Source organism: Dellaglioa kimchii (assembly GCF_046115505.1).
In the GTDB taxonomy this organism is placed as follows: Bacteria; Bacillota; Bacilli; order Lactobacillales; family Lactobacillaceae; genus Dellaglioa; species Dellaglioa kimchii.
This window is the reverse complement of record NZ_CP170736.1, coordinates 1-16,096: the sequence shown is the minus strand read 5'-3', so window position 1 is coordinate 16,096 and position 16,096 is coordinate 1. Positions and strand designations below refer to the sequence as shown.

At 33.1% G+C, this 16,096-nt stretch carries 10 protein-coding genes, 1 tRNA gene and 1 pseudogene; 6 read left to right on the top strand and 6 right to left on the bottom strand.

Annotated elements, in window-relative coordinates; genetic code table 11:
- The first annotated feature begins 3 nt into the window (after window positions 1-3).
- From ACE83Q_RS00060 to ACE83Q_RS00050, 3 genes are all read left to right on the top strand, one after another.
- Window positions 4-2,844, top strand: a complete 2,841-nt coding sequence (locus ACE83Q_RS00060; RefSeq protein WP_409022106.1) for a YfhO family protein — start codon at window positions 4-6, stop codon at window positions 2,842-2,844.
- Window positions 2,845-2,907: 63 nt separating this feature from the next.
- Window positions 2,908-4,647, top strand: a complete 1,740-nt coding sequence (locus tag ACE83Q_RS00055) for an MFS transporter (protein WP_409022104.1) — start codon at window positions 2,908-2,910, stop codon at window positions 4,645-4,647.
- 56 nt (window positions 4,648-4,703) lie between these two features.
- Window positions 4,704-6,455: an MFS transporter gene (locus tag ACE83Q_RS00050; RefSeq protein WP_409022103.1), complete on the top strand. Its 1,752-nt coding sequence runs from the start codon at window positions 4,704-4,706 to the stop codon at window positions 6,453-6,455.
- 141 nt (window positions 6,456-6,596) lie between these two features.
- Here ACE83Q_RS00050 and udk read toward each other — a convergent pair whose 3' ends face one another.
- Together udk and wecB are read right to left on the bottom strand one after the other, a co-directional pair.
- The gene (udk, locus tag ACE83Q_RS00045; protein WP_409022102.1) at window positions 6,597-7,232 is read right to left on the bottom strand and encodes a uridine kinase; all 636 of its coding nucleotides are present in this window, start codon (window positions 7,230-7,232) and stop codon (window positions 6,597-6,599) included.
- A gap of 18 nt (window positions 7,233-7,250) precedes the next feature.
- A complete protein-coding gene (gene wecB, locus ACE83Q_RS00040) occupies window positions 7,251-8,393 on the bottom strand; it encodes a non-hydrolyzing UDP-N-acetylglucosamine 2-epimerase (RefSeq protein WP_409022101.1) in 1,143 nt (380 codons plus the stop codon).
- A 152-nt stretch (window positions 8,394-8,545) separates the two neighbouring features.
- On the opposite strand from wecB, the gene ACE83Q_RS00035 reads away from it, so the two are divergent.
- Together ACE83Q_RS00035 and ACE83Q_RS00030 are read left to right on the top strand one after the other, a co-directional pair.
- Window positions 8,546-9,781: an aminopeptidase gene (locus ACE83Q_RS00035; protein ID WP_409022099.1), complete on the top strand. Its 1,236-nt coding sequence runs from the start codon at window positions 8,546-8,548 to the stop codon at window positions 9,779-9,781.
- 1,123 nt (window positions 9,782-10,904) lie between these two features.
- Entirely contained in the window at window positions 10,905-11,468 is a 564-nt protein-coding gene (locus tag ACE83Q_RS00030) for a hypothetical protein (RefSeq protein WP_409022097.1), read from the top strand.
- A gap of 229 nt (window positions 11,469-11,697) precedes the next feature.
- Here the strand turns inward: ACE83Q_RS00030 and ACE83Q_RS00025 are convergent, their stop codons facing one another.
- Both ACE83Q_RS00025 and ACE83Q_RS00020 read right to left on the bottom strand, forming a co-directional pair.
- A complete protein-coding gene (locus ACE83Q_RS00025) occupies window positions 11,698-13,425 on the bottom strand; it encodes an MFS transporter (protein ID WP_409022096.1) in 1,728 nt (575 codons plus the stop codon).
- Window positions 13,426-13,646: 221 nt separating this feature from the next.
- Window positions 13,647-13,751 (bottom strand): annotated as a pseudogene (locus ACE83Q_RS00020) (transposase); the annotation flags it as partial.
- 214 nt (window positions 13,752-13,965) lie between these two features.
- Here ACE83Q_RS00020 and ACE83Q_RS00015 point away from each other — a divergent pair.
- Window positions 13,966-14,039: transfer RNA gene (locus ACE83Q_RS00015), tRNA-Arg, on the top strand.
- A 101-nt stretch (window positions 14,040-14,140) separates the two neighbouring features.
- Here the strand turns inward: ACE83Q_RS00015 and ACE83Q_RS00010 are convergent.
- Complete coding sequence (locus ACE83Q_RS00010; protein WP_409022095.1) at window positions 14,141-14,425, bottom strand: hypothetical protein; 285 nt, start codon at window positions 14,423-14,425, stop codon at window positions 14,141-14,143.
- 240 nt (window positions 14,426-14,665) lie between these two features.
- Window positions 14,666-16,096 carry a 6-phospho-beta-glucosidase gene (locus ACE83Q_RS00005; RefSeq protein ID WP_409022094.1) on the bottom strand — a complete coding sequence of 477 codons (1,431 nt, stop codon included), beginning with the start codon at window positions 16,094-16,096 and terminating at the stop codon, window positions 14,666-14,668.

Here is a 16,096-nt window from a genome sequence, read left to right as displayed (position 1 = left end):
GCTATGCAGAAGTTTCGTTTCGATCTTAAAAAATCAAAAATGACCTATCTTTATTACATTATCATTTTTGCAATTTTAGCTTGTCTTATTTTTGGAACTTACAAACTAGCTGGATACTCTTTAATTCAAAGTCATGATCCTGCTGAACAGCATCTACCTGTATTAGAAAATTATCGTCAACTACTTGGTGAATTCATCAACCATCCCTTTCAACCACTTCAAATGTGGTCTTGGAAATTAGGACTTGGCGCAGATCAATTTCAAACATTTGCTTATTACGTTATTGGAGACGTGTTCGCCTATATTACGCTATTATTTCCCTCAAGTGCCGTTGTGACTGTTTACCAGCTCACTCTCATTTTGAGGTTATTTTGCGTTGGGCTATCATTTGTCTTCTTTGCCAGACACTTTAAATTAACGAATAGCGCGATTTTAGGTGGGGCAATCATTTATACCTTCACTTCTTTTTCACTTTATTCATCCCTAATGCAACCTTTTTTCCTAACCCCATTTATTCTTTTTCCACTTATAATTGTCGGAATAGAAAAAATTTTACAAGGGTTTAAACCACATTTCTTCATTTTTACTTTTTCATGGATGTTTATCAGTAACTTTTACTTCGCCATAGTCTTAGGCATTGGTGCTTTCGTATATTTAGTACTACGTTTCATTTATTATTATCGAAAAAATCTCAGTTTCTTTAAAACAGCGGGCACTTTTTTAATCAGTACAGTCATCAGTTTACTGATTTCTGCATTTATCATGCTGCCTTCAATTCTTGCGGTCTTTAGTTCAACTCGGTCAGGTGGTCTATTCGCAAATGGTTTGACCTCCTTCCCCGCTTATTACTATATTAATTTACCCGCTCAATTACTTGCTGGTGGAGTGTCTTCTTTCTGGGTTAAATTTGGCTTTAGTAGTTTAGCTGTTCTAGCATTATTCCATCTGTTTTACCATTGGAAACACTACCCACTAATGACAACGAGTCTTTCAATTGGGTTGATTATGTTACTATTCCCAATGTTTGGTGCGATGTTTAATGGTTTTCAAGCACCTTCTAATCGTTGGATTCTATTATTATTTGTTCCCATTTCACTTGGAAGTGCCTTCTTCATTGATTCTCTCAAAAAAATAACGTTGCCTGAAATTAAATACCTCAGTATTTGTCTTGGTATCTATTTACTTTTAGTATCATTACCTTTTTATATTAATGGGACGACAGAAATTTTCATTCCTGTTATCTTTTTAATTTCTTTTTTTGTTTCAATCTTACTTTACCGCCAAGCTAAAAATTCTGGTCGAATCATATTCGGTCTTATCCTAGTGAACTTAATTTTTACTGGGGTTTCTTTTGCATCACCTTTCACTAATTTTTATAGTAAAACTTTAATGCCCTCTGGTAGTTACCAGAAACTATCATCTAATCTATTTGATGGATTAGACAATTCTCTTCCTAAATCTAACTCATTTCGTGTTTCAACGATCAGCCAAAATTATAACTTTGGTTCTAACTACATGTTACGAAATAATTTAAATAATGATTTAAATTTAATTAACTCATACTACTCCATTCAAAATGGCGCAGTCGGATTGTTTTCAAATAGGTTACAAAATGCTCAATATAACAATAATATTCCGATTGAAAATTTTGATGATCGAACAATCGCTAATAACTTTTTTGGCGTTAAGTATCTCTTTACTCATTCGAATGAACCAAATGAGTCAAAGATTCCCTACGGCTATACATTATTCAAAACTAAATCTGAAAATAAAAATAAACCTGAGAAAACTAATCTTTATGAAACTAAGAATAATTTTCCATTAATTTATTGGCAATCTGATGTCACTTCAAATCAAAAAACCGCTAAATTATCCGCTTCTGATCAAGAACGTCAATTAGCTAAAACCGTTAGTATCGCGGATACGTCCGGCTTTAACCAGAAACAATCAACATTTGATACTAAAAACGTTGCCTATACGATTGTTAAAACAGTGAACGCCGGAGAACCTAACGAAACAAAAACACGCGTTACAAATAATCACTATCGTAATAATCCTGTTTCAGATAGCTATCAGATTAAAATTAAGAACGCAAAAAAATATCAAAATTCTGAATTGCATCTTTCATTAACTAACATTAAGCACCAATCACTGTCCTCTAAAGAACAAGTGAATATGGCTATTTTTAATAATGCTACGAAACCAGATAACCAGTTATTAGATACGAATGGCCCCCGGTCAGCACAGAAATCGCTTAGGAAGCAACTGACGACAGGTTCTTCCAATACGGGCTATTCGATCGGGGTTAAATCTGATCTAACGACTAACTCGATTGAGCAATTGGGTATCGAAAATCTTTCTTTCTTTAAAGTTCTATCTGACACCACCCTAAATATGGGATATCAAAAACAAATGCCCAAAAGTTTGGATTTACTTTTATCAAATTCAGGGACTTATTCATTCAACCTTAAAATTACTGCCGTTCCGCTTGGTCAAACTTACACAAATGATGTTAAACAGATCCAAAAAAATAAATTGAATTCATTAAAATTTGCTACAAATAGAGTTAGTGGCAAAATAACAACAGATCAATTGGGTATCCTAACATCATCTATTCCCTACTCTACAGGTTGGACAGCGACTGATAATGGTCATAGCGTACCCGTTATTAAAACAAATAGCGCTTTTATTGGCTTAAAATTAAAAAAAGGACCTCATCATATCATTTATAGTTATCAAACACCTGGTTTATCAACTGGTTTTCTTTTGAGCATTCTTGGACTCATTGTTTGGGGGAGTTATAGTTTAACACCTCTAATTTGGAGACGTTTAAGAAGACTTTAATTAGACATAAATGATATTATTATGGTCTCATCTACTAAATAAATCTATTAGGGGTTTACTATCTTGTTAAATAAAATTAATTATCTTAAAAATCATTTAATCGTATTTATGACTATTTTTTTAGTTAGTTTATTTTTAGTTCTTCCACAAATAATCAACCACAGTCTAGTCTTAGGTGGTGACTCGCTTTTTCATTTCAATCGTATTTACGATACCTATATGCAGTTTAAAACAGGTAACTTTAGTTATTTTCAAACTAACTATGGTTTTTTACAGAGTGGTCGCATTATTAACGCCTTATATGGACCAGGCTTTGCTTATCTGTTAGGTATCTTACTCTTAATTGTTCATAATTGGATTTTATTTCAAATCGTAACCTCCTTTTTAATTTTCTTTATTAGTGGTTACTCAATGTATTTTCTATCTAGAGAGCTTCAATCCTCTAAGAAAATTTCATTGTTGATTGCTAGTCTATTTATGGGGAGTTTTTACGTTACCCGTTGGTCAATTAACCAGAATTTTATGTCTTGGGGCGTTATGCTAATGCCTTTAATTGTCATCCTTGGGCTTAAAATGATTAAAAATAATGCTAAGGATTTAAAAGTACTACCATTAGCATTATTGATTTCAGCGCTTATTCAAATTCATGTCTTAAGTGCCTTAATGTCGGTTGGCGTCATCTTTATCTTCTTTGTTGTCGGTTTTTACAAGACAAATCAAAAGTTGCAACTTTTATCAAAATGTTTTTTAGCTGCCCTTCTAACTATTGTTCTAACCTTTAATGTTTGGGGCGCTATGCTAGAAATTTTCACAAGAAATACGCTGTACTCGCCTTACACTCACTTAGATATGGCTAGTGATACAATGCGTATTTCAACAGGTAGCTATAGCGCTTCATCTATAGGACTAGTTATGAGCGTCATTTTCATTTTACAATTTATCTTACTATTTTCTAGGTGGTCACAAGTGTCACTCTCTAACAGGCTAATAACACTATTAGGGATCCTATTTCTCCTGTTATCAACAAATCTTGTTCCTTGGACGACAATATCGAATCTAATACCACAGCTTCGAAGTTTTTTACAATTTCCTTACCGCTTTTATGGTTTTGCAACTGTCTTATTACTTGCAGGTTTTGGCATCTCTCTTTCTGAGCTACCTTCATTTAAGCTTAAAAAAACTGGCGAATTATTTTTAATCATTAGTATTTTTTTTATTTTAGGTCAAGCATATATTGACATTCAACAGCAAAATAAGCTTTGGAATTCCAATGATCCTCTTATTTATAAAGGGAGCGTTGTCGTTTCAAATTATCTAACGAGTGATCAAATTAGAACTAATTTTACTAGTTCTAATTTATCAAAAGGATTAAAAGTTGTTAAAAAAATAGCTCCTGATTATCTGCCAAATAATCGAGACGAAAAGACAACATATAATAAAAAAGAATACAAGAAAGATATTGTTAGGAACCGTCCTAATATCACTAAGGCTGTTACAAAAAATGGTGATTTAATCCTTAAATGGCATGCAACAAAAAAAGGTGAATCCATTGCACTTCCTATTGTTGTTTATAATAATTCAGAGCTCACCTTAAATGGAAGTCGATTACATCGATTATCTCTATCTGCACTGGGTGTTCCCACTGTTAAGACAACAAAAAAAGGTATCAATCATGTAGCACTTAGATATCAATCGGGGGTTATCACAAAAAATAACTTATTCTTTGTAATAACCACTTGGATACTTAGTTTGTTCACTTTTATTATTCTTAAATTTAACACTCACAATAAAAAAAATAAATAATTTATTCATTATCTGTTATATTTAAGAAACAAAATAAATTTCTAGGGGTTATTCTATTGAAAAAAGTTGTTAATTATTTAAAAAATAATAGTGTCGTATTTATTACCATTTTTACGGTAAGTTTATTTTTAGTTTTACCGCAAATACTAAATAAAAGTCTAGTATTAGGTGGCGATTCTAATTTTCATTTCAATCGAATTTATGACACCTATATGCAACTACGTACAGGAAATTTTAATTATTTTCAAACAAATTTTGGTTTTCAACAAAGTGGTAGAATAATTAATGCCTTATATGGACCAGGATTTTCATACATTCTCGGATTATTATTAGTTATAGTTCATAGCTGGTTTATATTCCAAGTCGTCACATCATTTATTATTTTCTTTGTGAGTGGGTACTCTATGTATCTTCTATCAAGAGAATTAGAAACACCTAAAAATATTTCTTTAATGACATCTATCTTATTCATGAGCAGCTTCTGGATTACACGTTGGGCATACAATCAAAATTTTATGACTTGGGGAATCATGTTAATGCCTCTAGTTATTATATTTTGCCTTCGAATGATTAATAATAACGGAATAAATCTTAAAGTTCTACCTCTAGCTTTAACGATTTCCTTATTAATTCAAATACACGTACTGAGCGCTTTAATGTCAATCTTAGTCTTAATTATCTTTTTTATCGTCGGGATGATATTATCAACAAAAAAAATACAGTTACTTTTAAAATGCTTACTCGCGGGTTTTTTAACTTTAGTATTAACCTTTAATGTCTGGGGAGCACTCATTGACGTTTACACTTCAAATTCCTTATACGCGCCTTTCTCATTTAAAGATATGTCAAATTATACGATGAACATATCAACTGGTACCTATGATATTGGCCATATGGGCCTATTCATGAGTGTCTTACTTGTTTTACAAATTGCCTTTGTTTTTATTTACTATAAAAAGATGCCAATTTCTGAAAAGATGCTTACTTTTGTTGGACTTATCTTTTTAGTCTTTACTTCTAATTTAATACCATGGACCAAATTAGCCAGTGCTGTTCCCCCTCTTCAAAGTTTTTTACAATTTCCAAATCGTTTTGCCGGATTGGCAACAATTTTACTTATTACTGGTTTTGGTTCAAGCCTTTCAAAATTGTCATCCAAAGACTTACAAAATATGCTTAAACTAACAATGTTAGTTAGTTGTGTATTCATTTTAGTCCAATCTTATTCTGACCTTCAAAAACGCAATGAAACGTGGAACAGTAATCAATCAATTGTTAGTATGCATAGTATCGATATTTTAAATAAATCAAGTAATAACCAAATAAAAATGGCATTTCATAGTCCTGATTTAATAGCTGGTTTACGAATATCTGTTAAACCAGTCCCAGATTACTTACCAAAATATGGTGATGAACTTGGTAATACGTACGCTGCATATAGCCGCGATATCGTCCATAATAAGGCTAACATTACGAAACATGTAAAAAACGGAACATTAGTTATTAGCTGGTCTGCTAAGAATAAAGAAGAAAAAATCCACCTACCTGTCGTAATTTACTCAAATACAGTGCTATCATTAAATTCTCATAGACTTTCCAAAAATAAATTAGAACTCTCTACAATGGGTACTCCAACAATAATATCAACTAAATCTGGGGAAAATACTTTAATTGTGAACTACCACTCAGAAATCATAACAAAATGGCACTTAATTTTTGTCATTTTCGCTTGGATTATTAGTATTCTATCTTTGGTTACAATACACTTTATAAGTAATAAACAAGCTAAAAATAGTACTCATAAATAATTATGAGTACTATTAAAATCTTAACGTTCAGCCAAAGTTTAAGTAAATTTCTTAATTGTAATCCAAAAAGGATATAATCACTAAGTGATTATATCCTTTTTGTCGTTGTACAATATCTATAACGACAAGACTATATCCTAGCTAGTCTTGTTGTAAAATGTCTCGAACTTTAGTTGACAATAAATCAATGGCAACTGTATTTGCGCCACCTTCTGGCACAATAATATCCGCATAACGTTTCGTTGGTTCAATGAATTGATTATACATTGGTTTAACCGTTTTAACGTATTGATCAATAACTGATTGTAATGAGCGACCACGCTCCTTCATATCACGTGTGATACGACGAATAATGCGTAAATCATCATCTGTATCAACAAAAACTTTAATATCCATTAAACTTCTAAGTTTTTCGTCCCCTAGAATTAGGATTCCTTCAACAATGATAACATCTTGAGGTTCTGTTCTGATTGTCTCACTCGAACGAGTAAACTGTGTGTAATCATAAACAGGCATATCGATTGCCTCATTACCCAACAATTGTTCCAAATCACTAATCATCCGTTCGTTGTCAAACGCGAGTGGATGATCATAGTTCACTGCTTTACGTTCTTCCATACTCATTTCAGCTTGATCATTATAATAAGTATCTTGTTGTAAAATCATGATTGACTCGCCGGCTAATTGTGAATAAATAGCATTACTAACCGTCGTCTTACCACTACCAGTACCACCTGTTACACCAATAATAATGGGACGTTTTGTTCTTTTGCTCATGCTTTAGAAATCCTCCATTTATTCGAAACGTTCAGGTTCTTGCTGACTATCTCCAAATCGATAAGCAATAGCATCTAATATTCGTTTAGCTGCTTGCCCATCCCCATAAGGATTTTTAGCATTTGCCATTCGTTCGTACTCTGTCTTATTAGTTATTAATGATATCATGGTTTCTTTGACTTTCACAGGGTCAGTTCCAACTAACTTCAATGTACCCGCATTCACGCCTTCCGGACGTTCTGTGTTATCACGTAAAACAAGAACTGGTTTTCCTAATGACGGTGCCTCTTCTTGGACACCACCTGAATCTGTCATAATAAAGTAACTTTTTGCAGCTATATTATGAAAATCAACCACATCAAGTGGTTCAATTAGATGAACACGTTGTTCTCCACCTAAAACTTCTTCAGCTAAATCTTTAACAACTGGATTTAAATGAACCGGATAAACGACCTCAACATCTGACTGATCTTTAACGACAGATTTAATCACTTCGAAAACACGACGCATAGGCGCACCTTGGTTTTCACGACGATGCATTGTGAGTAAAATCATTTTATTCGCAGGATTTACTTCCGATAGGACATCATGGTCATACTCTTTTTGAACCGTTTGTTTTAAGGCGTCAATGGCCGTGTTACCTGTTACAAAAATATTTTCTTTCGGATGGTTTTCTAGTAACAGATTAGTTTCACTTTGCGAAGTTGGGGAAAAGTACATATCTGCCAGTACGTCTGTTAGTTGACGGTTCATTTCTTCTGGAAATGGTGAATACTTATCCCATGTCCGTAATCCCGCTTCAACGTGTCCAATTGCCACTTGATTATAAAAAGCTGAAATACTAGCGGCAAACGTTGTTGTTGTATCGCCATGAACTAAAATAATATCAGGTTGCTCTATTTTAATTACATCGTCTAATTTTTGTAAAACATTTCGAGTTGTATCACTTAGTGTCTGATTATCGTGCATCACATTCAAATCATAATCTGGCGTTATTTTAAATATCTCTAAGACTTGGTCCAACATTTGGCGATGTTGTGCTGTTACGACAGTTACTGTTTCAAACTCCGTTGTACGTTCTTTTAACTCTAAGACAACAGGTGCCATTTTTATTGCTTCTGGACGCGTCCCAAAAACAGTCATCACTTTCACTTTTTTCATAATTGGCCTCCTCAATGATTATATTAATTACTATTATACCAAAGAAAAGACAAAATTCTGATTTTGTTAACAAAAATTTAACGGCCTAATTATTAATCATTTTCTCATTAATATGTTATCATTATTTCATAAATAAATTTGGAGGTCTTTCTATGTCAAAAACAAATTTTGAAAATCAACTTAAAAAATATGCTGAATTAATCGTTAAAGTCGGTGTTAACGTCTCAAAAGGCCAAACAATCGTCCTACAGATTTCCGTAACCCAACAAAAATTAGCTCATTTAATCGTAGATGAATCTTATGCTGCTGGCGCAAGTGAAGTTATCGTTAAATGGGCAGATAGCCATGTTTCGAAATCATTTCTTGAATTTGCTCCACTAGACCGTTTGGTTGACGTTCCTGGTTATACAACTTCAGAAGTTGAAGATTGGGTTGCTAAGAAAGCATCTCGCATCTCAGTTATGTCAGATGATCCTGACGCGTTTGCTGGCATCCCTTCTGAAAAGATTGCCTCACGTCAAAAAGCTATGGGTCAAGCCTTACGTCCTTTGCGTAAAGCAACTCAAAATAATGATGTTAGTTGGACTGTAGTCGCTGCTGCTGATACTGCTTGGGCTGAACTCGTTTTCCCTGACCTAAAAGGTGAACTTGCTGTTTCACGACTTTGGGAAGAAATCTTTAAAACAACGCGTATTGATCATGAAAATCCAATTGAAGCATGGTACCAACATGATTTAACATTACGTACAAAAGCCGAAGAATTAAATAAAGAACAATTTTCTGCTTTACATTACGTTGCCCCAGGGACGGATATCGTCATTGGTCTCCCTAAAAATCATTTGTGGGAAGGCGCCGGTTCATTTGATGCACAAGGTCATGAGTTCATGGCTAACATGCCTACCGAAGAAGTTTTCACCGCACCTGATTCTAGACGTATTGATGGTTACATTTCTTCAACAAAACCATTGAGCTATGCAGGAACTACTTTGAGTGGTATGAAATTTACTTTTGAATCAGGTAAGGTTGTTAAAGCCACTGCTGAACAAGGTGAAGAAGTTTTACAACACTTACTAGAAACTGATGATGGCGCAAGATCATTGGGTGAAGTTGCTTTAGTACCAGACCCTTCTCCAATTTCACAATCAGGAATAACGTTCTATAATACATTATTCGATGAAAATGCCAGTGACCATTTAGCTCTAGGCTCTGCTTATCCTTTCTCCATTAAGGATGGTACTAAAATGAACGATACTGAATTAGCCGCTGCCGGTTTAAATTTAAGTCAAACGCACGTTGACTTCATGGTCGGATCATCTGACATGTCAATTGATGGTATTCGTGAGGATGGCAGTACAGTACCTGTTTTCCGTAATGGGGATTGGGCATAAATAATAATATCTAACTCCCCTCATATTGTTATCTTACAAAATAAATGCCCATAATAATTACTAGACCAAAATTAAGAAAAATAATTTTGGTCTTTTTATATTTTAACTCATATAAAAGTAACTCTAGATACGTACTATTGCTAAAATTAAAGGAGGCTTTTTAATATTGTTAAAGCGTTCCCATTCAAATTATTTATACAATTTTGCTGTTTTTTTGTTATCTCAGATTTATCAGTCCTGTCAACATTACCTGCCTTCACTAATCATCTATTTAAATTAGGCTATGATGGTGATATACACCTTACGCGTTATGAGGCAGTTGTACAAGCACTTCAACACGAGTCGTTACCACCACTAGTTAATTTTATCGGATTACATCATACTGGCGCTGCTATGAATGGTATGTACCCATGGTTGACCAGTGCTATTTTTTTATACCGAAATTATTATTAACAAAATCTGTATTAGCCTTAATGATTGGCTTCATCATTTTAAATTTTATAACTATTTTAAATACTTACCTAATGGCCAAATTTATAACACCTAAACTGTAACTTCAAATATTAGACGTATCCATCTACCAATTTAGTTCTTATCACATGATTGTTCTTTAATCTAGAAATGCACTTGGTGAAGCACTCGCTTATGCTTTTTTACCCTTAGTGTTACTCGGATGCTTTAAAATATGGCACAAAGTTCCAAATGGGTGGTTATATTTAGGAATTGGCATGAGGGCAGTAGCGAATAGTCATCTTATTTCTCTTGTTGTTGTGTCTGCAATGATTTTATTTTTAATTTGCATAAGATTCATAAAACATCAACTAACCTATTTAGAACTGGTTGATTATATAAAAGGGGCCATTCTGGCATTATTCTTATCTTTATATAGTTTAATTAATATTTACATACTATCATCACAAAATATGTTGATGAGCTCGACGCCTAGATTAATTCCATTAGCATCTTAGAAAAATCAGTTAGCTTTAATCTAGGACCAATTAACACAGCATTATTAATTGGATTATTAGTAATGTTATTTACTAATAAAAACGGTATTTGGCGTACCTGGACCATCGCTACTATTATTCTATTTTTTATCACTTTAGATTGGTTTCCTTGGTAAATGCTTAAGAATACACCAGTAAACATGATTCAATTTTTAGGCTGTCTACTATTGGTAACATCCTTACTATTATCTATTAGTGTCATGTATTATTTTGAAACATATCCTTTACAGCAGAAAGATATCACTTTCATGATTTCACTGGTATTAGTTGTCACAAGTTTAAGTGCTATTCTTAATTACCACATTATCCCTATTAAAAATACGAATCATTCTTGGCTGACTACTTCCAACTACAACAAAAAAATTAAGAATAGTACTATTGAACCCGATTATTTACCAGTAAATAATCAAAATCAATTGGCCAAAAGAATATCCTCTTTAGATAAATCTGTTCATTTAACAAATATTTCTCAAACATATAATGGCGCCCAGTATTTAATTCAAGTTCCAAAGTCTGGGACTTATCCCTTACCAATTGCTATCTACTCAAGTATACATTATAAGGTCTTTTTAAATAAACAGACTGTAAATCACTTATCAAATAATTCACTTAAGTTAAAACTAAAAAAGGTTACAATCACATTAAAATTACTACATCAGCAACTGTCGGTAATTATTTAATCGTGGCAATAAGTTTGTTAACTGGTTTATTCAGTATTTTAATGTCATTTTATTATAAATTTAAGTATTTAATTCGTAAATAGCCCTAATTATTTAGATCCTTTAAAGCTTACAATTTCTGCCAATAATTAATGTTAATGCTGTCGACAAACGTTAAATTATGTAAATAATAGCTTTTCATCATCTATTGGTGGTGGAGAATACAAAAAAAGTTCTAATCACTAAGTGATTAGAACTTTTTTGTATTTAGCAAGCATATTATAATAATCGAAGCTATATAAAATATCCAGATTATCAACACGCCTATCAATCTTGTTGTAGTCAAAATTCTAGCATGATATGAGAGTACCAACGTATTGGTCCCTACCTTCGTTGCTTTAATTATCGGGCTACCTATTACCGATAATTGCATTCTTTGAGGACTAACTCTATTTCCGTTTAATACAACAGTCGATTTGTTATAAACGATAATGGGTAAGGCAATTTCTTCATTCTCTTTCGTTGCTTGCCAAGTTAACTGCAAGTTACCATTACTCATAACCTTTTTTGTAACCTTTACTTGATTTATAAGTATATTCTTTCTGTAATCATCATAAGCATTCTTACTGACTACCTTATTCGCAGGTAAATAATCAGATGTCGGCTTTTCGACTACGCCTAATCCTTGTCCCAAATCTGAATTACTAAAAGCACTTCTAATTTCATCCCCAGTCGGAGAATCTTTTAGTAGCATATTAGTGTTAGGTACAATCGGATTGTCGGTATTCCATATTCCATTACCATTCTGAATACCAATATATGCCTGCCCTGTAATTAAAACACTTCCAACAAGTAACAATAGCTCACTATTATTACGACGCTTTGATTCGGTAATCATAGAAATTGTAGATCCTAAACCCGCTAACAGCAAAACAGTTGCAAGTCCATAAAATCGAAAAGGAAATTGTAAGAAGTTTTGTAATCCAGGAATCATGTATCCTACTCTTGTCCAAGGAATAATATTTGTGGATAAAAGTAGAAAACCAGATCCAAGTATAGTAACGACTTTATTAGCTAGCGGTAATTGTTGTTCTCTTGAAAATAGATAAGCTATTTGTACAAAAAATATAAGACTCATGACTAATCCAATTTGTGTAACACTATGCCTAAATATTGAGAATCTCATGGTCCCACTGGACATGTTCGTCATAGCAAAAGGAGCGTACACGTTATTCGTTGTTAAAATTTCTAACATGGCACCCCAGACATTAAATGTTAGCACCAGTGTTAACATCCCAGCAATTAAACATTTACCGATAAGTTGTCCCTTTTTATCTGTCTTAAAAAAACCAACAATAAAAAAAACGATTATGGTCCCAAGTGACATCAATGCACTTAAGACATGAATTTGAATGAGCAATGACATAATGAGCGATAATGGTAGTATCTTAAGATCCTTCGCATTATTTTTGATCATTTTAAGCCCTATTAAAACCACTAAAGGCATCAACATGACACCCCACGTCATAAAATTTTGCTGAGTAGACCAACGAACAATCCAAAAACTACCCATAAATATAACTGCAGTTATTACTGATATCCGTTTTGTCGTCTTCATCTCTCTTGATAAAAAATACATTGAATATCCACTAATAAAGAAAATTAAAAACGAAGTAATAATTTCAAATTTAATCCAACTATGTAAGAAAATCAATAATAATCCTAATCCATAAGCGAAACCCGGTCCATACAGAGCATTTACTATTCGGCCAGTTTGTTGAAAACCGTAATTTGTCTGAAAATAATTAAAATGGCCAGTTTTAAATTGCATATAAGTATCATAAATACGATTTAAGTGAAATAATAAATCACCACTTAATACTAAGCTATGATTTATTATTTGAGGAAGTACCAAAAAAAAACTAATTAAAAAAATAACACCGAATACTGCTCCATTATTTTTAAACTTATTTAACAAATATTCGCCTCCCACAAAACTCATTCAGTATTGCTATTATAGCAATGGTAAATAACAATGTCACTATTAATCACCATCATTCTAAGGGCACAATCACTAATTCAAATTAACTACACAATCCCTTAAAAATATTCCCTGCCACTATTACTTTCTGAAGTGAACCCCAAATATTGGACGAAACTCTAAACAACTTTCTGGGATATAAAAATTCGGTATTCAACCGAACTTTTAATACCATATTTCTTAGCTATTAATTTATAACCTAGTAAAGATGAAAGATAATCTTGAACGACCTCCACTTTTAATTTTTTAGAATATTTAGACATGAAAAAGGACTCCAATTTAGTTAGATTTTGTCTAACTTTCTTGGAGCCCTTCATTTTGGTCCAATACCGGGGGGGCACTTCATAAATTTGTATTTGAACTAGTTAGCGATTAAGATAATTTATCAATGTCTTATTTTTATATTCTCAATCTCTACATTAAAATCAAATTGACTTATTTATTTTTGCCATTTACAATAGAGTAACCAGTGATTTTGTCTCTGTAGCTCAGCTGGATAGAGCAACCGCCTCCTAAGCGGTAGGTCATCAGTTCGACTCTGATCAGGGACATCTTAAATAACTTTTCAGCTTTATAGGTTATCAGACTTCGGTATGCTGCCGATCTTTTGTAACCTATTTTTTATACATTTAACTTGTAAGTACTACTTATTTTATCCTTGGAATTGTAGCAGTAGAAGAATTACTATTATATAAATTGTATTAATGAATGCAATTAATATAAATAACAACATACCACATAGACGATAACCAATATTTTTCTGATAAAAGGGTAGTCTTTCAATATAAGTTCCAACGCCAATCATACCCGTCCCCACTAACCACATGCCAATCGTTAAATTCACAACTATTAACCATGGTTCAATTAAACACAACACAATACTAACAATTCCTACCCATTTCATTTCATTATTTACAGGTTTAAACCTTTTTCTCATCGGAAAGACCTTCTTCCACGTTATATATATTTGTTTAACAATTTTTTTGAGGTTTAAAACACATCATTTTATCCAATCTTTTCTAAACCATCTTTAAGATTTCGATAATTGTACACCTAATATTATTTTTCCACTAAACAATAAGACTTCCGTAAATAAAAAAATACTGTTTAAGCAATCAATCATTGCTTAAACAGTATTTTAATCGCACCGAAATTTTATACCTTCAATTTTTCCAGTTTATAATTCAACACCGTTTGTTTTAATCACATTTTGATACCAATAGAACGAATCTTTTTTTAATCGATTTATCGTCCCGTTACCTTCGTTATCTCGATCTACGTAAATGTAACCATAGCGTTTCGCCATTTCACCTGAGCCTGCGCTAATTAAATCGATACAGCCCCATGATGTGTAACCTAGACAAGAAACCCCGTCTGCAATTGCCTCACCCATTGCTTCAATGTTTTCACTTAGATAAGAAATGCGATAATCATCATGAATTTTATTACCTTCTTCTACAACATCTTTTGCACCTAATCCATTTTCAACAACAAATAGTGGTTTCTGATAACGATCATAAATTTGATTCATCGTTGTTCTCAAACCAAGGCCATCTGTTTGCCAGCCCCATTCGCTTGTCTTTAAGTAAGGATTTTTTAAGCTGTCAAAGACATTTGCTGCTGTTTTATCAGTCATCTTAGGATCAGCGCTTGCTAATCTTGATGAATAGTAACTAAATGAAATGAAATCAACTGTATTTTCTAATAAATCTTTTACGTCAGTATCTGCCATTTCAATTTCTACACCCATATCTTTAAATAATCTTGCCGAATAACTTGGGTAGTACCCACGTGACTGGACATCAATAAAGAAGTATCCTTCTCGATCCTTTGTCATTGCTTCAAATACATCTTTGGGATTAGGTGTATTGGGGTAGGTAACTCCTGCCGCTAACATGCACCCTATCTTAAAATCAGGATTAATTTCGTGTGCTAATTTTGTCGCAAGCGCAGAGGCAACTAATTGATGATGTGCCGCCTGATATTTGATTTGGTCAGGATTATCAATATCTTCCAAATCTAATCCGCCACCCAATAATGGAATGTGTAAAATCATATTAATTTCGTTAAAAGTTAACCAATACTTAACCTTATCCTTATAACGCATGAATAAGACGCGTGAGAAGTTTAAGTAATTATTAATCATTCGACGGTCAGCCCAACCATTCATTTTTTTCAACATCCCTAACGGCGTATCGAAATGGTTAATTGTTACTAACGGTTCCATCCCTAATTCGTTACAAAGATCGATAACTTTATCATAGAATTCTAGCCCTTTTTCATTTGGTTCTTTTTCATCACCTTGCGGAAATATTCGTGGCCAACTAATTGACATTCTGAAGGTTTTGAAACCCATTTCTGCCATTAATCGTAAATCTTCTTCATAATGATGATAGAAATCAACTGATTCATGACTAGGATAAAAATCTTCTTTCATCTGCATCGCTTCTTTTACATTAAATAAATAATCCCAGCGACCATGGTGTGCATCTGGTAATATATCTACTAATGACAGGCCCTTACCATCAACATCATAGGCGCCTTCAAATTGATTAGCGGCCGTTGCGCCACCCCATAAAAAGTTATCTGGAAAATTTGATTTTGTCAT

Excerpts from the sequence above, each read along its gene's own strand:
- ACE83Q_RS00060 (WP_409022106.1), top strand. The coding sequence starts at position 4 with ATGCAGAAGTTTCGTTTCGATCTTAAAAAATCAAAAATGACCTATCTT.
- udk (WP_409022102.1), bottom strand. The coding sequence starts at position 7,232 with ATGAGCAAAAGAACAAAACGTCCCATTATTATTGGTGTAACAGGTGGT.
- wecB (WP_409022101.1), bottom strand. The coding sequence starts at position 8,393 with ATGAAAAAAGTGAAAGTGATGACTGTTTTTGGGACGCGTCCAGAAGCA.
- ACE83Q_RS00035 (WP_409022099.1), top strand. The coding sequence starts at position 8,546 with ATGTCAAAAACAAATTTTGAAAATCAACTTAAAAAATATGCTGAATTA.
- ACE83Q_RS00030 (WP_409022097.1), top strand. The coding sequence starts at position 10,905 with ATGCTTAAGAATACACCAGTAAACATGATTCAATTTTTAGGCTGTCTA.
- ACE83Q_RS00010 (WP_409022095.1), bottom strand. The coding sequence starts at position 14,425 with ATGAGAAAAAGGTTTAAACCTGTAAATAATGAAATGAAATGGGTAGGA.
- ACE83Q_RS00005 (WP_409022094.1), bottom strand. The coding sequence starts at position 16,096 with ATGACAAAATCAAATTTTCCAGATAACTTTTTATGGGGTGGCGCAACG.